The organism is Streptomyces africanus (assembly GCF_030816955.1).
Taxonomy (GTDB): domain Bacteria; phylum Actinomycetota; class Actinomycetes; order Streptomycetales; family Streptomycetaceae; genus Streptomyces; species Streptomyces africanus.
In genome coordinates this window covers 7,045,591-7,064,329 of record NZ_JAUSYP010000001.1, presented here as the reverse complement: position 1 = coordinate 7,064,329, position 18,739 = coordinate 7,045,591, and the positions used below count along the sequence as shown (strand labels likewise).

Sequence of the window (18,739 nt, the reverse complement as noted above, 5' to 3'; positions counted from 1 at the left end):
GGGCGCCCACCCCTCCCGGAGCCCTCACGTGACCGTTCTGCACAACCCCGTCCTGCGCGGTTTCGCCCCCGACCCCTCCCTGATCCGGGTCGGCGACTGGTACTACGTGGCGACCAGCTCCTTCGAGTGGTTCCCGACGATCCCGGTCCACCGCTCCCGCGACCTGGCCCACTGGGAGTACGCGGGGCACGTCCGGGGCGCGGCCCCCGGCGGTTCGCTGGCCGGGGTGCCCGACTCCGGGGGCATCTGGGCGCCGTCGCTGAGCTGGGACGGGGAACGGTTCTGGGTGACGTACACCGTCGTGCGCTCGGTCGGCACGCCGTACTTCGACCTGGACACATACGTGTCGACGGCGACCGAGGTGAGCGGCGAGTGGAGTGCGCCGCGCCGGGTCGCGAGCCACGGCTTCGACCCGGCCCTGTTCCACGAGGACGGCAGACTGTGGCTGCTGAACCTCCAGAACGACCACCGGCCGGGCGGCCGGAGGTTCGCCGGGATCGTCGTCACGGAGCTGGACCGGGACACGCTCGCCCCCATCGGGCAGACACGTCTGCTGCTCCAGCACGACCGGCTGATCGAGGGACCGAAGCTGCTGCGGCGCGGCGGCTGGTACTACCTGGTGCTCGCGGAGGGCGGCACGGGCTGGGAGCACGGAGTGCGGGTGGCCCGCAGCCGGGAGGTGACCGGGCCGTACGAACTCGACGAACGGCCCCTGCTGACCACCCGGGACGACCCGGACGTGCCGTTGCAGAAGGCTGGGCACGGCGAGCTGGTCGAGACAGCGGACGGGCAGTGGCTGCTCGGTCATCTGACGGCCCGTCCGCTGCACACGCCGCAGGGCCGCCGCTGCCCGCTCGGCCGGGAGACCGCGATCCAGGCGGTGACCTGGGACGCGGAGGGCTGGCCCCGGCTGCGGCAGGGCGGTTGGCACCCGGCGGTCGAGGTCGAGGTGCCGACGCGGCCGCACCCGCTGCCTCCCGCCGCCCCGCCCGAGGACCTGTCCTGGCCGTGGAGCTCCCTGCGCGAGCCGCCGGAGGCGTCCTGGGCCGACACGACGGCCCGGCCCGGCTGGATCCGGCTGCGCGGCCGGCACGGGCCGGAGTCCCGCTGGGCGAGCAGCCTGCTGGCCCAGCGCGTCACCGAGCACCGCGCTCAGGCCGAGGTCACCGTCGAGGCGCGGCCGGTCACCTTCACCCAGGCCGCCGGGCTGGTGCTCTGGTACAACCCCGAGGCGTATCTCAGTCTGGACCTGACCTGGGCGGAGCCCGAGGGCGAGCCGCAGCGCGGCCAGCAGTGGCGGGGCACGCCCGGTGCGGGGGGCCGTACGGTGCTCAGCCTCGTGGAGCGCGACGAGGAGGGCATCCGGCAGGTGGCCGTCGTGGAGGTGCCGGCGGCGGCGCCCGTGACGCTGGGGGTCACGATCGAGGGTGCCGAGGCGCGTTTCTGGCACGTCCGGGACGGGGTGCGGGCGGCGATCGGCCCGGCCCTGGACTTCAGCCGGCTCTCCGACGACCACGGATCCCGGCTGCGCTTCACCGGTGCGATGGCGGGCATCCATGCCCGGGACCTCGTCGACGCGGCGTTCACAGCGGACTTCACGGGGTTCCGGCTGACCTGCTCCGGCTGACCCGTACACCCGACTGATCGCGTTGTTCGGGGTTTCGAAAGTTTTGACCGACGAGAACCCGTGAATTCACCTGTCTTCCCGCCGCCCTGCGCCGCACCTACAGTAGGAAGCGCTTTCTGCCCGGTCGGATTCCGGATGTGCGGTGAGCAGCGCTGGTCGAAACTTTCCACGGCCCTCGGGCGGGCCGGAGAGGTGGGTTCCCGATGGTCCGTACGGCGAGTGCGAGCGTGGCGGCCGGTCCGACGCTGGCGGTCGTGGCCCGCGAGGCGGGGGTGTCGGTGCCGACCGCGTCGAAGGTGGTCAACGGCCGGGAGGACGTGGCGCCCGAGACGCGCCGCCGTGTCACCGAGGCGCTCGACCGGCTCGGCTATGTGCGCAGACCCCGGTTCGACGCGTCGAAGGCGCCGCGGCTGGTGGACCTGGTCGTGCACTCGCTGGACAGCTCCTGGTCGGGCGCGGTGCTGCACGGGGTGGAGGAGGCGGCGCACGACGCGGGCCTGGAGGTCGTGGTGTCGGCGGCCCTGACCCGTACCCGGGCCGGCCGCCCCGAGCGCGGCTGGCTGGACAAGCTGGTCGCCCGGGGCTCCTCCGGGGTCCTGTTCAACCTGGCCGAGCTGAGCGATTCCCAGTACGCCTGGCTGGAGCAGCACCGCATCCCGTTCGTGATGATCGACCCGGTCCAGGAACCACCGGACGGCGTGGCGTCGGTGGGCGCGGCGAACTGGCGGGGCGGTCTGACGGCCACGGAGCATCTGCTGTCCCTGGGGCACGAGCGCATCGCCGTCATCGCCGGTCACCGGCGCACGATGTGCAGCAGCGCCCGGGTCGCCGGGTACCGCTCGGCGCTCGCGTCGGCCGGGGTCCGCAACCGCGCCGAGTACGTCCGGCACGCGAACTTCGACGAGAGCCTGGCTCGCCGCCGCATGCGCGAACTGCTCGACCTGCCCGAGCCGCCGACGGCCGTCTTCGTCTGCTCGGACCGGATGGCGCTGGGGGTGTACCAGGCCCTGGCCGAGCGGGGGTTGAGCGTCCCGGACGACGTCAGCGTGGTCGGTTTCGACGACCTGCCCGAGGCGCGCTGGGCCTCCCCCGCGCTGACCACGGTCCGCCAGCCGCTGTCGGAGATGGCCGCGACGGCCCTGCGGTCGCTGCTGCGCCTGATGGACGGCCACCACCCGGAGAGCACGCGGACGGAGCTGTCGACGCGGCTGGTGGAACGGGCGAGCACCGCCGCGCCGCGCTCCTAGGGAGCGTCCCGCGGGCGCGGACGGTTGATCGTGCGTCCCGGTTGTACGCAAATCAACGCATTGACCTGAGGCCGGTGGGGGCCGTTGCATGAGGGCGGGCCCCTTGCCGCGGGGGCAGGGGGACGTGTCCACCTGGGGGAAGAATGCGTTCTGCGTTACGCGCGGCCGTCGCCGCCGTGGCATCGCTGTGCGCGGTGGCGCCGGCCGTGCCCGCCGAGGCGTCCGGGCCGAGACCGGGGCTGGAGTTCGTCGATGTCACGGCCGACGGCGTGAAGGGGAACGGTGCGTCGTCGTATCCCGTGGTCAGCGCCGACGGCAGGCATGTGGCCTTCCTGTCGTGGGCCACGAACCTGGCGCCCGGGGACACCGACACCACTGCCGACGTCTATGTGAAGGACCTGCGGACCGGGAAGCTCCGCTGGGTCAGTGACGTCCCCGGCGGCCAGGGCGAGGAGGTGGCCTTCGGGACGCCGTCGATCAGCGCCGACGGCACACGGGTGGCGTTCGCCGGGCTGGCACCCGACACCTGGCCGCCACCGCGCGACGTGCAGCTCCCCGCCTATGTGCACGACACCCGGACCGGCCGCACCGAGCGGATCGACGAGACGACCGACCCGGCCTTCCGCACGGTGTCGGCACCGGTCCTCAGCGGGAACGGACGGTATGTGGCCTTCGCCGGCCGGCCGACCGGAACCGGCAACCGGCTCAGGATCCATGTGCGAGACCTCCGGCGCGGTACGGGTTCATGGATCGACCACCCGCTGCCCGGTGGCGAACAGAGCCTCGGCTCCCCCACGCTGAGCCATGACGGCAGCCGGGTCGCCTACGTCGCGTGGGACGCGGCCACCGGTCCCGGCGCGGACCACGAGGGCGTCCACGTCCTCGACCGGCGAACGGGCGAGCGGATCCGTGCGGACGCCGACTGCGCCGGGGATCCCGCGGACAACGGAGTCAGTGCTCCCGCGATCAGCGCCGACGGGCGGCACGTCGCGTTCCGCTGGAAGTGCCTCACACTGCCGTCCGGAGGCACCAGCGACACGGGGGACGTCTTCGTACGGGATCTGCGGCGGGGAACCCTGCGCCATGTCCTGGGTCCGCGGCCGCAGTACGCCACGCACAGCGGCCGGCCGAGCGCGGACGCCCACCGGATCGTTTTCGCCGCGTACGAGTCGGAGGTCGGTCAGCGGCCCCGCCAGGTGGTCTACCTGCGTGATCTGCGCACCGGCAGGGTGGACCTGGTCAGCGCCCGCCCCGACGGCACGGTGAACCAGCGGCCCGCGGCCCATCCGACCATCGACGCCCGGGGCCGCGTCGTGGCCTTCGACGGGGAGCGGCTCGACCTCCAAGGCGAGGACGGCGTCAGCGAGCGACAGGCGTTCGTCACGCGCGTGCGCTGAACTGCCCTCGGTCGATCGCCGCCCGCGGCCTCGCACGCATGCCGCGCATGGGCCCCGACGGCCGATCCACTACGGGACGGCGTAGTTCTAGGTGTACTCGATGTCGAGGCTGTCGGAATGTCCGGCCCAGGAGAGGGAGAACGTCCAGCATCCCGGCTTCGGCATGTCGATGAGGGACGGGCCGGGCCCCCGGCGACCGAGCGGTTCACCACTTCGTTCGTGCCGGCGAGGCGGGCCTTGATGGTCAACCGGTCGTCAGGCCCCATGGCGGCGGCCCCCTCGGCGTCCTTCGCCACCCAGAGGATCTTGTTCTCCCGGCCATCGGCCGCCGGCGCGTGGTAGGGGTATCCGAAGAGCACCGCGGCGATGTGGCCCTGGTCGCCGATGACGTGGCGCTGTGCCACGTCCCGCGGGAATCCCTTCCGCGCCCACGGGGGAAGGGACCCCTGCTTCACCGCGGGGCGGCAACTCGCTGCCGCGTCCGACCCGGCGACGTGGCGCGTGGATGTCGTCGCCCGTGCCGTGTCCGGGTTGCTCTCGCTCCCGCTGCACCCGCTGGCCAGGAGCAGCGCGACGGCCGCCAGAGCGACGAACGCACCAGGCGCGGCGGAGCCGTCCGGGCGCCGCGCGATCTGTGGACTCAGGTGTGCGGGCATCCCGGCTCCGATGTATTGCGGCAGCTCATCTGGTTGACAACCGGCGAGTCGAAAGTTGCACGTCACATGACAAGGGGTCACAGTTCCACGGGTTCGGCTGGACGGGGAACCCGCTTTCCGGCCAGCTCCGGATATCCGGCCGGCCCCGGATGTCTCATGAGCGTTCCATCAGCCGCTTGAGGGCGGTGAGGTCGGCGGTCACCGCCTCCGCGTCGCGGTGGAACTCCTCGTCGCTCATCCAGGGCTGCCGGCGCAGGGTGAACACCACCTCGCAGCCGGGGCCGTCGGCGAGCACCCGCATCGGATTGTGGACGGTCTCCCCCGAGGGCAGGGTGACGTCGTGGTCGAGCACGCCGAAGTCGTTCCTGGGCGTGAAGTCCACCACGACCCGCCCCATGGGCGACTCCCCCACCCACCGGCCGTCCACCAGCTCGATGGAACGGGCCAGTCCCGGAGCCCAGCCGGGGACGTTGACGGGATCCGAGACGTAGTCGTAGACCTCCTGTGCGGGTCGGTCGATGGAGATGCCGAGGTGTCGGGACTGCCGTGTCGTGGTCGTCATGGCGGCGACGTTACGGCCCTGCCCGGAGGGCCGTCTTGAACGGAACGGACACCCCGCGCGACCGGTGTCCGATTCCTTCAAGACGGGCGTCGCGGGCCTGCCTACGGTGAGCCCATGACTGCACGATTCGATGCCATCGGCCTGGTGGTCTCCGACATGGCCGCCTCCGTCGCCTTCTACCGCCGGCTCGGGTTCGCCTTCCCCGAGGGCGCCGAGAAGCAGCCGCACGCCGAGGCCGGACTGCCCGGCGGACTGCGGCTGATGCTCGACACCGAGGAGACGGTCCGCTCGTTCCGGCCCGAGTGGCGGCCCCCGACGGACGGCGGCCGGACCTCGCCGGCCCTGCGCTGCGACGGGCCGCAGGAAGTGGACGCGCTGTACGCGGAGTTGGTGGGCGCCGGGTACCACGGTGAGCTGAAGCCCTGGGACGCCTTCTGGGGGCAGCGGTACGCCGTCGTGCTCGATCCGGACGGCAACGGGGTGGACCTGTTCGCTCCGCTAGCCGCGAGCGGCGAGTAGCTCCCCCAGCGGCAGGCCCGCCAACTCCCTGACGTCGCGGGCGAGATGGGCCTGGTCGGCGTAACCGGCCCGGGCGGCCGTGTCCGCGAAGGGCACACCGCGCCGGGCCAGCGCGAGGGCGCGGCGCAGCCGCAGGACCCGGGCCAGGGTCTTGGGCCCGTAGCCGAACGCGGTCAGCGAACGGCGGTGCAACTGGCGTGCTCCGAGGCCGAGTTCGTCGGCGATGGCGGCGACGGGCCGACCCGCGCCGAGGGCGGTCACGACCTGCCGCAGCAGCGGATCCGGCGGATCGGCACCGGCCGCCTGCCGCAGGGCGAGGTCCTCCAGTCCGCTCACCGGGTCGGGGGCCGCGTTCACCCGTGCCGCCAGTCGCCGTACCTCCGGGGCAGGCCACAGATCCGCGAGCTCGAGACGGCGGTCGCGCAGCTCGTGCGCCGGCACGCCGAGCAGGGCCGGGGCCGTGCCCGGGTAGAAGCGGACGCCGGCCCAGGTGCCGTCCTCGCCGTCCGTGAGGTACGCATGCGTGTCGGGTCCGGCGACCAGCAGCCGCCCCTCGTGCCACATCAGGTCCATGCACCCGTCGGGCAGCACGCGCGCCGCCCCGTCCCGCTCCGGGGCATTCCTCCACACGACCGCTCCCGCCAGCCGTGACGCCCGCTCCACGTACACGTGAGCCAGGCTACGCCGCGGGCGGCGAGACTGCCGCGCGCGTCCGGGCCGGGCTCCCGATTACGTCGCTGACCAGGGCACCGTCGCGTTCCCGGGCCCCTACGCCGCCCGCCCCCGGTACTCCGCCGGGCTCACCCCGTACACCCGCTTGAACGCCGTCGACAAGGCGAACGCGCTGCCGTACCCCACCCGGTGGGCCACCGCGTCGAGCGTGTCCTCGGAGTCGCGCAGGCGGTCGGCCGCGAGGGCGAGGCGCCAGCCGGTGAGGTACGTCATCGGGGGCTCGCCGACCAGGGCGGTGAAGCGGCGGGCGAGTGCGGCGCGGGACACCCCGGCCTTGGCGGCGAGCGCGGCGACGGTCCACGGGTGGGCGGGGTCGTCCTGGAGCAGGCGCAGGACACCGCCGACGACCGGGTCGGCGAGGGCCCGGTACCAGGCGGGCGCCTCCGCCTCCGGGCGGGCGAACCACGCGCGCAGCGCGGCGATGACCAGCAGGTCCAGCAGCCGGTCCAGGACGACCTCCTGGCCCGGCTCGTCCCGCACGATCTCCTCGGAGACGTACGGCGTGAGCGGGCAGTCCCACACGTCGGACGTGAGGGCGAGCAGCGGCGGCAGCGCGTCCAGCAGCCGGCCGCTGATCCCGCCCTGCACCGGGTACGTGCCGATCAGCATCACCGTGGCACCGTCGAGCCGGTCGCCCCAGGTGCGCACGCCCAGGTCCATGGAGCCGTCGAGGGGGCGTCCGTCGGGGTAGCGGCACTCCTGGCCGGGCAGGATCAGCGCCTGCGGTGCCGTGCCGGGGGCGTCCGCGCAGGTGTACGGGTCCGGGCCGCGGGCGATGGCCAGCTCCCCGGCCCGCAGCCGGATCCGCTCGCCCCGGTCGGGCAGGACCCAGGCCTCACCGCGCGCGACGAGCATCACGGTGAGCGGCGCCCGGTCCTCCACGCGTACCGCCCACGGCGGGTCGAAGCACGCCCTGATCATGAACGCGCCCCGGGCACGGGGGCCCTCCAGCAACCCTGCGAGGGGATCCCCCCGCGTGAGCGTGTTCGAGCGTGGGGGCGCGTCCATGGGATCAGCGTAGACGCGGCCGTATGGGAATGAGCCGTTCAGCGATGGTTCCGTGCGCCGTACGGCAGTTGACTCGACGGCATGACGAACACGACACGGGACACGCAGGGCAGGACGGTTGTGGTGACGGGCGCCTCGGGCCGGACGGGGAGCCGGGTGGCACGGGCCGCGGAGGCCGCCGGGCTCACGGTACGGGCGGCGTCGCGGGCGACCGGTTTCGACTGGTGGGACCGCTCGACCTGGGCGGACACCCTGCGCGGCGCCGACGCGGCGTACCTCGCCCACCCCTCGGACGTCGGCGCGCCGGGCGCCGCGGAAGCGGTCGGGGACCTCGCGCGGGAGGCGGTCCGGCTCGGGGTGCGACGGCTGGTGCTGCTGTCCGGGCGCGGGGAGGACCAGGCCCTGCCCACCGAGGAGGCATTGCACGGGTCCGGGGCGGACTGGACGGTCCTGCGAGCCGCGTGGTTCGCGCAGAACTTCAGCGAGGGGCCGCTGGTGGCGGAGCTGCGGGAGCGCGGGGAGCTGGTGTTCCCGGCCGGCGAGGTGCGCGAGCCGTTCCTCGACGTACGGGACATCGCGGACGTGACGGTGACCGCGCTGACGTCCGGCGACCGGTACGTGGGCCGGACGATCACCCTCTCCGGGCCACGCCTGCTCACCTTCGGCGAGGCGGTGGCGGAAATCGCCGAGTCGACGGGCCGCCCGCTCACCTACCGGGCGGTGTCGACACAGGATTACGGCGAGAGGCTTCTCGACTTCGGCCTACCACCGCAGGAGGTCACGGCCCTGACCGAAATCTTCGACACCGTCCTCGACGGCCGCAACGCACACCTCTCCCACGGCGTCCAAGAGGTCCTGGGCCGCGCGCCCAGGGACTTCACGGACTTCGTACGGGAGGAGACGGCGGCGGGAACGTGGAAGCCATGACGCCGGCGAACCGCCGGCCGGGCGGTGACTTTCGTGGGCAGGCCGCGGAGGCCAGTTACGGTGCTCCGCCTGCCGGCCGCGGCGGCCGGCAGGACGGACACCGGAAGGGCCACGCGGCCAAGCCGGACCCCAGAGAGTGAGCGCCGGTACATCGCCTGCCGACGGGTGGCGCCGACCGTCGGCAGGCGGGACCCGGACGACGGCTGCCCGTCGGACGACGCCCCGGGCCACGGCCAGGCAGGACGCGAATGACGCGACGCCGACAGGCCGCCTGCCGGCGCGGGCCACGGCCGGGCCAGGACCCAAGAGCGAGTGATGGCCCGTCGCCTGCCGACAGGCAAGGCCGGCCGCCGGCAGGCCGGGCCCCGAAGGCATGACGACGGCGAGCCGCCCGCCGCACAGGCGTGCGCGTCGTGGGCAGGACACAGCCGAACCGCACCGGCAGCAATGCGGCGGGCCGCAGTCCCGGCCTGCCCACGGCCGTTGTGGCGCCGGCGGGCAGGGCGGAGCGCGTGTCCGTTACTTGTCGGCGGGCGGTGGTGGCTGCTCCCCGTTGGAGTGGCCGGGGCCCTTCGTGTGGGTGCTCTTCACGTGTGTGCGCAGGCGGGCCGTGACGTCCTCCGGGGGGAGGAAGCGGGACCAGCGTTCCGGGAACTCGGAGGGCATGTCGGGGTCGGACTCGCCCGCGGCGGCGGCGCGGGCGACGTACTCGGCGACCTGGGCCTGCCGCAGGCGTTCGTTGGCCTCGCGGGCCGCGGCCGTCGCGGCGGCCGGCCAGACCCGGTCGATCGCGGCGTTGACCGCGGCCCCGACGAGCACGGCGAACGCGGACACACCGATCCACAGCAGCACGGCGACGGGCGCGGCCAGGGAGCCGTAGATCGTCGGGCCCTCGACCGTGCTGGTCAGGTAGATCCGCAGCAGGAAACTGCCGAGGACCCACATGCCGAGGGCGACGAGCGCACCGGGCACGTCCTCGATCCACGGGGAGCGGACGGGGACGGACACGTGGTAGAGCGTGGTCAGGAAGGCGATCGACAGGAGGATGACGACCGGCCAGTACAGGACCTGCACCACCGTCGTCGACCACGGCACGATCCGTACGACCGCGTCCGGCCCGGCCACCATCAACGGCAGCGCGATCGAGCCGATCAGCAGGGCGACGATGAACAGCGCGAAGGCCATCAGGCGGGTCTTCACGATGCCCCGGACGCCGTCGAGGCCGTACATGACGGTGATGGTGTCTATGAAGACGTTCACGGCACGGGAGCCGGACCACAGGGCGAACAGGAAGCCGATGGAGATGACGTCGGGCCGGCCGCCCTTTATCACGTCGTGCAGGATCGGCTCGGCGATCTGACGCACGCCCCGGTCGGACAGCACCGTGCGGGCCGCCTCCAGCAGGTTGGCCTCGAGACTCTTGATCGTGTCGGCGCCGGTCCAGGCGTCGACGTAGCCGAGCAGTCCGATCATGCTCAGCAGCAGCGGCGGCACCGACAGCAGCGTGAAGAACGCGGCTTCCGCCGCCAGGCCCAGGATGCGGTACTCGATGCAGGAGTTGACGGTGTCCTTGAGCAACAGCCAGGCGGTCCTGCGCTTGGAGACGTTCCGGTAGAGAGCACGCGCCCGGTGGAGGCGCCCGGAGGGTGTGTCGGGGGTTTCACTTGCTGGCTGCACCCCCTAACGGTATCCGCCGTGCCTGACCGTACTCACGCACAGGTTGGTCTCCGGCGTCCGGCCCCGCCCCCTGGGTGACCGAGGTGCCGCCCCGGGGTACGTTCGCAGCATGGCTGGCAGCACCCACTCCGTGAACAACCAGGTCCCGCCGTTGGTCGGGTACGACGTCTTCTCGGCCGACCGGGCCCTCACGGGCGCGGTCGAACGGCACCTGGATCCCGGCCTGCGCGACGAGGTGCTCGGCGAGCTCTCGGCGCTCGGGCGAACCTCCGGTTCGGCCCAGGTGCAGGAGTGGGGTGCGCAGGCCAACGAGAACCCGCCCCGGCTGCGCACCCACGACCGGTACGGCCACCGGATCGACGAGGTCGAGTTCCATCCGTCCTGGCACCGGCTGCTCGGCAAGGGCGTCTCGGCCGGTCTGACCGCGGCCTGGGACCGGCCGGCCGGGCATCTGCGGCGGGCCGCCGCCTTCCTGGTGTGGACGCAGGTCGAGGCGGGCAACGGCTGCCCGCTGTCGATGACGCACGCGGCGGTGCCCGCCCTGCGCACCGACCCGGACCTGGCCGCCGAGTGGGAGCCGCGGCTGACGTCCATGGTCTACGACCGTGGGTTCAGGCCCGCCCGCCTCAAGGCCGGGGCGCTGTTCGGGATGGGCATGACGGAGAAGCAGGGCGGCAGCGACGTACGGGCGGGCACGACCTCCGCGCGGCCGCTCGCCGAGGACGGGACGTACGAACTGACCGGGCACAAGTGGTTCTGCTCGGCGCCGATGTCCGACGGTTTCCTGGTGCTGGCGCAGGCTCCGGGCGGGCTCACCTGCTTCCTGGTGCCGCGGGTGCTGGCGGACGGCACGCGCAACGTGTTCCTGCTCCAGCGGCTCAAGGACAAGCTCGGCAACCGGTCGAACGCCTCGGCCGAGGTGGAGTTCGACGGGACCTGGGCGCGCCGGGTCGGCGAGGAGGGGCGCGGGGTGCGCACCATCATCGAGATGGTGGCGGCGACCCGGCTCGACTGTGTGCTGGGCTCGGCGGGGCTGATGCGGCAGGCCGTGGCGCAGGCGGTGCATCACTGCACGTACCGGGAGGCGTTCGGCGGGAAGCTCGCCGACAAACCGCTGATGCGCAACGTCCTCGCCGATCTCGCCCTGGAGTCGGAGGCCGCGACGACGCTGGCGCTGCGGCTCGCGGCGGCCTACGACGACGGCGGCGAGCAGGAGCGGGCGCTGCTGCGGATCGCGGTGCCGGCGGCCAAGTACTGGGTGACGAAGCGGTGCCCGCCGGTGGCGGTGGAGGCGGCCGAGTGCCTGGGCGGCAACGGTTACGTCGAGGAGTCGGGCCTGCCCCGGCTGGTGCGCGAGTCGCCGCTCAACTCGATCTGGGAGGGCGCGGGCAACGTCCAGGCCCTCGACGTGCTGCGGGCGTTGCAGCGGGAGCCGGGGGCGCTCGACGCGTATCTGCGCGAGGTCGGGCAGGCGCGCGGCGCCGATCACCGGCTCGACGGGGCCATCAAGAACCTGCTGACCGAACTCGCCGACCTGGAGGGCGTGGAGGGCAGGGCGCGGCGGCTGGCGGAGCGGCTGGCGCTGGTGCTGCAGGGGTCGCTGCTGGTCCGTTTCGCTCCACCGCAGGTCGCCGACGCGTTCTGCGCGGCCCGGCTGGGCGGCGACGGGGGTGCGGCGTTCGGGACGCTCCCGCACACGCTCGATCTGGCGTCGGTGGTGGAGCGGGCCCGGCCGGTGAGCTGATCCGGGCAGCCGAAGCGGGGGTGGTGCTGCGCCGACACGGCACCACCCCCGCCGCACTGGCCCGTTCGAGCCACTGAACGCCGCTCGGGACGGCGCCGCTCAAGTTTCGGACACGGCCGGGCTGTCCACCAGGGTTGCAAGGGGTTGCAACTTGCTGCTGACTGTGGAGCGGACTGTCCGCGCCCCTGCCGGGCAGACGGCACTATGAGACGGACAGTCAAAAGACTCCCGGCAGACAGTCGGTCACACGACTTCGACGGGTAGTCAGAAGACACCGGGGGGCACACGCCTATGGACGTCACGCAGCTCGCCGCCGGGGACACCACGCGTGCGGCCCGGGTGCTCAGCGAGGTCCGTTCGGCCCGGCTGTCCGGGCGGCCCGCGCCCGTGGCGCCGCGCCGGGTGATCGAGCAGTCCTGGGAGCGGATGCTGCGCAGCGGTGTGGATCCGGACCACGACTTCCGGGCGGATCTGCTCTCCCGCGAGGAGGTGCAGCGGCGGCGCGAGAGGTCGGCGCTGCGTCATGTGCTGCCGGTGCTGCGGGAGGGGCTGCTGGGGTTCGCGGACGTCGCCCACCACATCATGGTGGTCGCCGACGAGGAGGGCCGGGTGCTGTGGCGCGAGGGCAGCGCGCCGGTGCTGCGCAAGGCCGACGGGCTCGGCTTCGAACTCGGCGCGGACTGGCGTGAGGACGTCGTCGGGACGAACGGCCTGGGCACCCCGGCGGTGGTGCGCCGGCCCGTACAGGTCTTCGCCTCCGAGCACTTCGTGCGCTCCCAGGCCGTCTGGACCTGTGCCGGCGCTCCGCTGACGGATCCGCGAGACGGCCGACTGCTGGGCGTGGTGGACGTGAGCGGCCCGCTGGAGACGATGCATCCGGCCACGCTCGCCTGGGTCGACTCGGTGGCCAAACTCGCCGAGGCCCGGCTGCGGGAGAGGCACCTGGAGTCGCTGGAGGAGCTGCGCGCGGTGGCCTCGCCGGTGCTGGCCCGGCTCGACGGGCGCGCCCTGGTCGTCGACCGGGACGGCTGGACCGCCGCGGTCAGCCGGATGCCGTACACGCGGCGGGTGGCCCTGCCCAAGTCCCTGGCGCCGGGTCCGCGGTGGGTGCCGGCGCTCGGACTGTGCTCGGTGGAGCCGCTGGCCGGGGGCTGGCTGCTGCGGGCGGCCGCCGACGAACCGGAGCCGCGGGGGGCGGCCGGCATCGTGCTGGACCTCAGACAGGCCCGCAGCTGGACGGTGGCGGTCTCCGGCGGCGCGGGCTCGTGGACCCGCGAACTGAGTCCCCGGCATGCCGAGTTGCTGTACCTCCTCGCCGTCCACCGCGCCGGCCGCAGCGCCTCGGACCTGGCCGGTGACGTGTTCGGCGATCCGTCCCGCACGGTGACGGTACGCGCCGAGATGTCGCGGGTACGGCGCTACCTCGGCGCGTTCCTGGAACACCGGCCGTACCGCTTCGCCGAGGACACCGAGGTCGAGGTGCTCCTCCCGGACGACCCGAACGACCTGCTGCCGCACTCGACGGCACCGTCGGTGGGGAGGCTGCGCGGCTGCGCACCGGCCCTCTGAGGTTCACGGAACGTGCCGTCCTGCCGCCCCGAGGGGTGCATCTTGCGCATATTTGCAAGGTCTTCGCCCCCCGCCCCGCCCACCTGCCGTAGCATCCCCTACGGGCCACCCCACCTGCTCCTCCGTCAACGTACGGACCACAAGGCGCAGTTGGCCCGCCTCGGGAGGACGTTATGAAGCATCGCGGCAGACACCGGCGGCGCAGGCGGGGCAGGGTACTGCGTGGCACCCTGGCCGGGACGGCTCTCGCGCTCACCGCCGCCGCCACCCTGATCAGCGCCTCGCAGGCGTCGGGTCCCGGCGCGCCCGGGGCTCTGAAGCCCATCTCCGCGTCCGCCGGGGCCGGGCGGCTGCCGCTGGCCGAGCACCGGGTGCCCGGGCGGTGGCTCGACCGGCTCGCCTCGACGATGGGCCGGCCCGTCGGTGCCGGCACGGTGCTGGAGAGCGCCGACCACACACTGCGCAACGCGGACGGCTGCCCGGCCGCCGAGAAGCACACCCTGCCGGTCGAGCCGGCCGCCACGCGCGCGTACTGCTTCGGCGGCGCCGACACCCGGGGCTGGCGGCCCGGCGCGGTCACCACCTCGGGCGACGCGGACGACGACGGCCGCTGGGGCCACCACCGCGTGATCCTCTCCGGCTGGACCCGCGGCGGTGCCGGGGGCGGCTCCCTGGACGGCCCGGACCCCGAGCGGGGACTGGCCAAGGTCGCCTTCGTCGACGCGAACGACCCCGACCGGCTGCGCTACACCTGGGCGCTGCTGGCCGTCCCGGTGGACGGCGGGCGGGACTACCGGGGGCTCGTCTCCCCGCTGTCCGGCATGGTCTGGTACCAGGACAAGCTGCTGGTGACGGCCCGCGAGGGCGACCGGGACGCGCTGTACGTGTACGACATGGACCGCATCCAGCGCGCCACGGTCGACTCCGACGCGGTCGGCCGGGTGCGGGGCGGCTGGTCGGCGTACGGCTACCGGTACGTGCTGCCCGCGGTCGCCTCGTACACCCTGCCCGGCGGGGACGACGTGCCGCACCCAGCCGCGGTCTCCCTCGACCGCAGCACCTCCCCCGACAGTCTGGTGGCGAGCGAGTGGGTGCCCGCGGACGGCGACCGGCGCACCCGGCTGTGGCGCTACGCGCTGAGCCGGGACCCGGCCCGCTCGGGCCTGCTCGCCACGGACTCCTCGGGGCGCGCGGATCCGGTGGAGGCGTACGAGACGAAGGCGGCCGACGTGCGCGGCGTGCTGTCGTACCGCTCGGGCTGGTACCTCGACCGCGCGGCGGGCACGCCCGGCGGGCACGGGACGCTGTGGCGCCAGGACACGAAGGGCGCGCGGGCGGCTGAGTGCGCGATGGACGAGACGCGCCACTGCTGGAGCGGCCTGTCGGGTTCGCTGTCCTACTGGGAGGAGACCGGTGAGCTCTGGTCCCAGTCGGGGCGGGTGCTGTTCGCGCTGCCGCTGGCGTCGGTGGACCGGGCGCTGGAGCGGTCGGCGGACCGGTAGGCCGCGACCGGCTGACCGGCAGGACACGATCGACAGACCAGTGAGTCAGATGATTTTCTGGCCCGCATGACCACCATCGCCGTGACCACCTGGTCCCTGGAGCAGACCGCCCCGACCGACCTGCTGCCGGCCGCCGCGCCGGACGGGGACGTCCGGGTCGTCCGCTCCGAGGTGCCCTCGCCCGAGTTCAGCCGGTACCTGTACGCCTCGGTCGGCGGCGACATCCTCTGGACGGACCGGCTGAGCTGGTCGTACGCGCGGTGGCTGGAGCACCTGGAGCGGCCCGGTGTGGAGACGTGGGTGGCGTACGACCGGGGCACGCCCGCGGGGTACGTGGAGCTGGAGGCGCAGGACGACGCGGTCGTGGAGATCGTCTACTTCGGCCTGCTCCCCGCTTTCCGCGGCCGGCGCATCGGCGGGCACCTGCTGTCGTACGGCACGGCCCGGGCCTGGGACCTCGCGGACCGGTGGGCGGGACTGACGCCGACGAAGCGTGTCTGGCTGCACACGTGCAGCAAGGACGGCGAGCACGCGATGGACAATTACCGGCGCCGCGGCTTCAAGCTGTTCGACACCAAGGTCGAGGAGGAACCGGACGTCACCGCTCCGGGTCCGTGGCCTGGGGCGTTCCCCGTCTGACCTGGTCGGACACCCGGGGACGGCCCGATGTGACCAAGGACACGCACGTCTTACATGTCGAGACTTGAGTGTCCGAATCTTGGACGAAGCTGGACTGTGTCCAGATCGCCGTGACACGCTTCCGTCATGCCTGGAACTGGGATTGCCTTGGTGAGTCGACGCCACGTCGACCTCGGCCGCATGTCCAGCGCCATCTGTCCGGCGCGCTGAGAGCACTCACGCACCGCCCGACATCCCCCTTTATCGTCGCATTCCCGCGCAATGACGCGCCCTCTGCCCATGCGCCCGCACGCGCAGGTCAGAGCCGCTTTCCCGCCTGTCCCGAAGGACGTATCAACCATGGCCGCCACCCCGCAGAACCCTGCCGCCGCGACTCCCCGCCGCAAGGTGAGCCGTCACCGCGGTGAGGGTCAGTGGGCCGCGGGGCACCACACCCCGCTCAACGGCAACGAGCAGTTCAAGAAGGACGACGACGGTCTCAATGTGCGGACACGCATTGAGACGATCTACTCCAAGCGGGGCTTCGACTCGATCGACCCGAACGACCTGCGCGGCCGGATGCGCTGGTGGGGCCTGTACACCCAGCGCCGTCCCGGGATCGACGGCGGCAAGACGGCGGTGCTGGAGCCGGAGGAGCTGGACGACGAGTACTTCATGCTGCGTGTCCGCATCGACGGCGGGGCGCTGACCACCCGGCAGCTGCGGGTCATCGGCGAGATCTCGCAGGAGTTCGCGCGCGGCACGGCCGACATCACCGACCGGCAGAACGTGCAGTACCACTGGATCCGGATCGAGGACGTGCCCGAGATCTGGAACCGGCTGGAGGGCGTCGGCCTGTCCACGGTCACCGCCTGCGGCGACACCCCGCGCGTGATGATCGGCTCGCCCGTCGCCGGTATCGCGGCGGACGAGATCATCGACGCCACGCCGGCGCTGGAGGAGATGAAGCGCCGCGTCCTGAACAACAAGGCGTACTCGAACCTCCCGCGGAAGTTCAAGACCGCGATCTCGGGCTCCCCGCTGCTGGACGTGGTGCACGAGATCAACGACGTCGCGTTCGTCGGCGTCGTGCACCCCGAGCACGGCCCGGGCTTCGACGTGTGGGTCGGCGGCGGCCTGTCCACCAACCCGAAGCTGGGCGTGCGGCTGGGCGCCTGGGTGCCGATCGACGAGGTCCCGGACGTCTACGAAGGCGTCATCTCGATCTTCCGTGACTACGGCTACCGCCGGCTGCGCAACCGCGCCCGGCTGAAGTTCCTCGTCGCCGACTGGGGCGCGGAGAAGTTCCGGCAGGTCCTGGAGGACGAGTACCTGCGGCGCAAGCTGGTCGACGGCCCGGCCCCCGAGCAGCCGGTCCAGCAGTGGCGCGACCACATCGGCGTGCACCGCCAGAAGGACGGCCGCTTCTACGTCGGCTTCGCCCCGCGCGTGGGACGCGTCGACGGCGCGACGCTCACGAAGATCGCCGACCTCGCGGAGGCCCACGGCTCCGGCCGGGTGCGCACCACCGTCGAGCAGAAGATGATCGTCCTCGACGTCGAGGAGGACAAGGTCGAGTCGCTCGTCGAGGGCCTGGAGGCGCTCGATCTGACCGCCCGGCCGTCCACGTTCCGGCGCGGCACCATGGCCTGCACCGGCATCGAGTTCTGCAAGCTGGCCATCGTCGAGACCAAGCAGCGCGGCTCGCAGCTCATCGACGAGCTGGAGCGCCGTCTGCCGGAGTTCGACGAGCCGATCACCATCAACCTCAACGGCTGCCCGAACGCCTGCGCCCGTATCCAGGTGGCGGACATCGGTCTCAAGGGCCAGCTGGTCGTCAACGACCAGGGCGAGCAGGTTGAGGGCTACCAGGTGCACCTGGGCGGCGCCCTCGGCCTGGAGGCCGGGTTCGGTCGCAAGGTGCGCGGCCTGAAGGTCACCTCCGACGAGCTGCCCGAGTACATCGAGCGCGTCCTGAAGCGCTTCGAGGCGGAGCGCGAGGACGGCGAGCGGTTCGCCGCCTGGGCGGCCCGGGCCAGCGAGGAGGCCCTGTCGTGAGCGAACGAGCGGCCCCCTTCTACTGCCCCTACTGCGGCGACGAGGACCTGCGTCCGAGCGAGGCCGGACACGGCGCGTGGGAATGCGCGGCGTGCAGCCGAGCATTCCAGCTGAAGTTCCTCGGGCTGCTCGCCCAGGGGCTGAAGCGATCCGACACCGGAGGGGCACAGATATGACCACGGTTCAGGAAGAGCGCACGGCAGAGGAGCTCAAGGCGCTCGCCGAGCAGGCGGGCCGCGACCTCGAGGACGCCTCCGCGCTGGAGATCCTCCAGTGGGCGGCCGAGACGTTCGGCAAGCGCTTCTGCGTGACCTCCTCGATGGAGGACGCGGTCGTCGCCCACCTCGCCTCCCGGGCGATGCCCGGCGTCGACGTCGTCTTCCTCGACACCGGCTACCACTTCGAGGAGACCATCGGCACCCGTGACGCGGTCGACGCCGTGATGGACGTCAACGTCATCACGCTCACGCCCCGCCAGACGGTCGCCGAGCAGGACGCGGAGTACGGCCCCAGGCTGCACGACCGCAACCCCGACCTGTGCTGCGCCATGCGCAAGGTGGAGCCTTTGGAGCGAGGCCTGAAGAACTACCAGGCCTGGGCGACCGGTCTGCGCCGCGACGAGTCCCCGACCCGGGCGAACACCCCGGTCGTCGGCTGGGACGAGAAGCGCCAGAAGGTCAAGATCTCCCCGATCGCCCGCTGGACCCAGGACGACGTGGACGCGTACGTCACGGAGCACGGCGTCCTGACGAACCCGCTGCTGATGGACGGTTACGCCTCCGTCGGGTGCGCCCCCTGCACCCGCCGGGTCCTGGAAGGCGAGGACGCGCGCGCCGGCCGCTGGGCGGGCCGCAGCAAGACCGAGTGCGGGCTGCACGGATGACCGCGCCTCGGAC

Annotated in this window: 17 protein-coding genes; 13 read left to right on the top strand and 4 right to left on the bottom strand. The window is 72.9% G+C overall.

The window, feature by feature from the left end:
* Nucleotides 1–28 precede the first annotated feature (28 nt).
* The 3 genes from QF034_RS32530 to QF034_RS32520 all read left to right on the top strand — a co-directional run bounded on the left by QF034_RS32530 (nucleotide 29) and on the right by QF034_RS32520 (nucleotide 4,271).
* On the top strand, nucleotides 29–1,627 hold the full coding sequence (locus tag QF034_RS32530) for a glycoside hydrolase family 43 protein (protein WP_307178261.1): 1,599 nt from the start codon (nucleotides 29–31) through the stop codon (nucleotides 1,625–1,627).
* Nucleotides 1,628–1,830: 203 nt separating this feature from the next.
* Nucleotides 1,831–2,874, top strand: coding sequence for a LacI family DNA-binding transcriptional regulator (locus QF034_RS32525; protein ID WP_307178260.1), 1,044 nt, complete (start codon nucleotides 1,831–1,833; stop codon nucleotides 2,872–2,874).
* A gap of 143 nt (nucleotides 2,875–3,017) precedes the next feature.
* Nucleotides 3,018–4,271, top strand: a complete 1,254-nt coding sequence (locus QF034_RS32520; protein WP_307178259.1) for a TolB family protein — start codon at nucleotides 3,018–3,020, stop codon at nucleotides 4,269–4,271.
* A gap of 810 nt (nucleotides 4,272–5,081) precedes the next feature.
* Here the strand turns inward: QF034_RS32520 and QF034_RS32515 are convergent.
* A complete protein-coding gene (locus tag QF034_RS32515; protein ID WP_307178258.1) occupies nucleotides 5,082–5,489 on the bottom strand; it encodes an SRPBCC family protein in 408 nt (135 codons plus the stop codon).
* A 114-nt stretch (nucleotides 5,490–5,603) separates the two neighbouring features.
* Here QF034_RS32515 and QF034_RS32510 point away from each other — a divergent pair, with 114 nt between their 5' ends.
* Nucleotides 5,604–6,008 (top strand): VOC family protein, encoded by a 405-nt coding sequence (locus tag QF034_RS32510; protein ID WP_307178257.1) that lies wholly within the window; start codon nucleotides 5,604–5,606, stop codon nucleotides 6,006–6,008.
* Here QF034_RS32510 and QF034_RS32505 read toward each other — a convergent pair.
* Nucleotides 5,988–6,677 carry a DUF6597 domain-containing transcriptional factor gene (locus QF034_RS32505; protein ID WP_307178256.1) on the bottom strand — a complete coding sequence of 230 codons (690 nt, stop codon included), beginning with the start codon at nucleotides 6,675–6,677 and terminating at the stop codon, nucleotides 5,988–5,990. The two genes, QF034_RS32510 and QF034_RS32505, sit on opposite strands and share 21 nt — an antisense overlap.
* Nucleotides 6,678–6,776: 99 nt before the next feature.
* Nucleotides 6,777–7,748, bottom strand: coding sequence for a helix-turn-helix transcriptional regulator (locus QF034_RS32500; RefSeq protein ID WP_307178255.1), 972 nt, complete (start codon nucleotides 7,746–7,748; stop codon nucleotides 6,777–6,779).
* An 81-nt stretch (nucleotides 7,749–7,829) separates the two neighbouring features.
* Between QF034_RS32500 and QF034_RS32495 the strand changes: the two genes are divergently transcribed.
* On the top strand, nucleotides 7,830–8,675 hold the full coding sequence (locus QF034_RS32495; RefSeq protein ID WP_307178254.1) for a Rossmann-fold NAD(P)-binding domain-containing protein: 846 nt from the start codon (nucleotides 7,830–7,832) through the stop codon (nucleotides 8,673–8,675).
* Nucleotides 8,676–9,194: 519 nt separating this feature from the next.
* On the opposite strand, the gene QF034_RS32490 is transcribed toward QF034_RS32495, so the two are convergent.
* Complete coding sequence (locus QF034_RS32490) at nucleotides 9,195–10,352, bottom strand: YihY/virulence factor BrkB family protein (protein WP_307178253.1); 1,158 nt, start codon at nucleotides 10,350–10,352, stop codon at nucleotides 9,195–9,197.
* Between the two features lie 109 nt (nucleotides 10,353–10,461).
* Between QF034_RS32490 and QF034_RS32485 the strand changes: the two genes are divergently transcribed.
* The 8 genes from QF034_RS32485 to QF034_RS32455 all read left to right on the top strand — a co-directional run bounded on the left by QF034_RS32485 (nucleotide 10,462) and on the right by QF034_RS32455 (nucleotide 18,726).
* Nucleotides 10,462–12,096, top strand: a complete 1,635-nt coding sequence (locus QF034_RS32485) for an acyl-CoA dehydrogenase family protein (RefSeq protein WP_307178252.1) — start codon at nucleotides 10,462–10,464, stop codon at nucleotides 12,094–12,096.
* 291 nt (nucleotides 12,097–12,387) lie between these two features.
* Nucleotides 12,388–13,665, top strand: a complete 1,278-nt coding sequence (locus QF034_RS32480; RefSeq protein ID WP_307178251.1) for a GAF domain-containing protein — start codon at nucleotides 12,388–12,390, stop codon at nucleotides 13,663–13,665.
* A gap of 173 nt (nucleotides 13,666–13,838) precedes the next feature.
* A complete protein-coding gene (locus QF034_RS32475; protein WP_307178250.1) occupies nucleotides 13,839–15,167 on the top strand; it encodes a hypothetical protein in 1,329 nt (442 codons plus the stop codon).
* A 66-nt stretch (nucleotides 15,168–15,233) separates the two neighbouring features.
* Nucleotides 15,234–15,806 (top strand): GNAT family N-acetyltransferase, encoded by a 573-nt coding sequence (locus QF034_RS32470; protein ID WP_307178249.1) that lies wholly within the window; start codon nucleotides 15,234–15,236, stop codon nucleotides 15,804–15,806.
* 126 nt (nucleotides 15,807–15,932) lie between these two features.
* Nucleotides 15,933–16,016, top strand: a complete 84-nt coding sequence (locus QF034_RS41615) for a putative leader peptide (protein ID WP_310887545.1) — start codon at nucleotides 15,933–15,935, stop codon at nucleotides 16,014–16,016.
* 129 nt (nucleotides 16,017–16,145) lie between these two features.
* Nucleotides 16,146–17,843, top strand: a complete 1,698-nt coding sequence (locus QF034_RS32465; protein WP_307178248.1) for a nitrite/sulfite reductase — start codon at nucleotides 16,146–16,148, stop codon at nucleotides 17,841–17,843.
* On the top strand, nucleotides 17,840–18,019 hold the full coding sequence (locus tag QF034_RS32460; RefSeq protein ID WP_010042581.1) for a hypothetical protein: 180 nt from the start codon (nucleotides 17,840–17,842) through the stop codon (nucleotides 18,017–18,019). The genes QF034_RS32465 and QF034_RS32460 overlap by 4 nt, the downstream gene beginning before the upstream one ends.
* A complete protein-coding gene (locus QF034_RS32455) occupies nucleotides 18,016–18,726 on the top strand; it encodes a phosphoadenylyl-sulfate reductase (protein WP_086564452.1) in 711 nt (236 codons plus the stop codon). Before QF034_RS32460 ends, QF034_RS32455 begins: the two co-directional genes overlap by 4 nt.
* The last annotated feature ends 13 nt before the right edge of the window (nucleotides 18,727–18,739 follow it).

Bases quoted from the DNA above. Each gene is read 5' to 3' on its own strand.
- QF034_RS32520 (WP_307178259.1), top strand. From the start codon at position 3,018: ATGCGTTCTGCGTTACGCGCGGCCGTCGCCGCCGTGGCATCGCTGTGC.
- QF034_RS32495 (WP_307178254.1), top strand. From the start codon at position 7,830: ATGACGAACACGACACGGGACACGCAGGGCAGGACGGTTGTGGTGACG.
- QF034_RS32475 (WP_307178250.1), top strand. From the start codon at position 13,839: ATGAAGCATCGCGGCAGACACCGGCGGCGCAGGCGGGGCAGGGTACTG.
- QF034_RS32480 (WP_307178251.1), top strand. From the start codon at position 12,388: ATGGACGTCACGCAGCTCGCCGCCGGGGACACCACGCGTGCGGCCCGG.
- QF034_RS32500 (WP_307178255.1), bottom strand. From the start codon at position 7,748: ATGGACGCGCCCCCACGCTCGAACACGCTCACGCGGGGGGATCCCCTC.
- QF034_RS41615 (WP_310887545.1), top strand. From the start codon at position 15,933: ATGCCTGGAACTGGGATTGCCTTGGTGAGTCGACGCCACGTCGACCTC.
- QF034_RS32515 (WP_307178258.1), bottom strand. From the start codon at position 5,489: ATGACGACCACGACACGGCAGTCCCGACACCTCGGCATCTCCATCGAC.
- QF034_RS32455 (WP_086564452.1), top strand. From the start codon at position 18,016: ATGACCACGGTTCAGGAAGAGCGCACGGCAGAGGAGCTCAAGGCGCTC.
- QF034_RS32525 (WP_307178260.1), top strand. From the start codon at position 1,831: ATGGTCCGTACGGCGAGTGCGAGCGTGGCGGCCGGTCCGACGCTGGCG.
- QF034_RS32485 (WP_307178252.1), top strand. From the start codon at position 10,462: ATGGCTGGCAGCACCCACTCCGTGAACAACCAGGTCCCGCCGTTGGTC.
- QF034_RS32470 (WP_307178249.1), top strand. From the start codon at position 15,234: ATGACCACCATCGCCGTGACCACCTGGTCCCTGGAGCAGACCGCCCCG.
- QF034_RS32510 (WP_307178257.1), top strand. From the start codon at position 5,604: ATGACTGCACGATTCGATGCCATCGGCCTGGTGGTCTCCGACATGGCC.
- QF034_RS32465 (WP_307178248.1), top strand. From the start codon at position 16,146: ATGGCCGCCACCCCGCAGAACCCTGCCGCCGCGACTCCCCGCCGCAAG.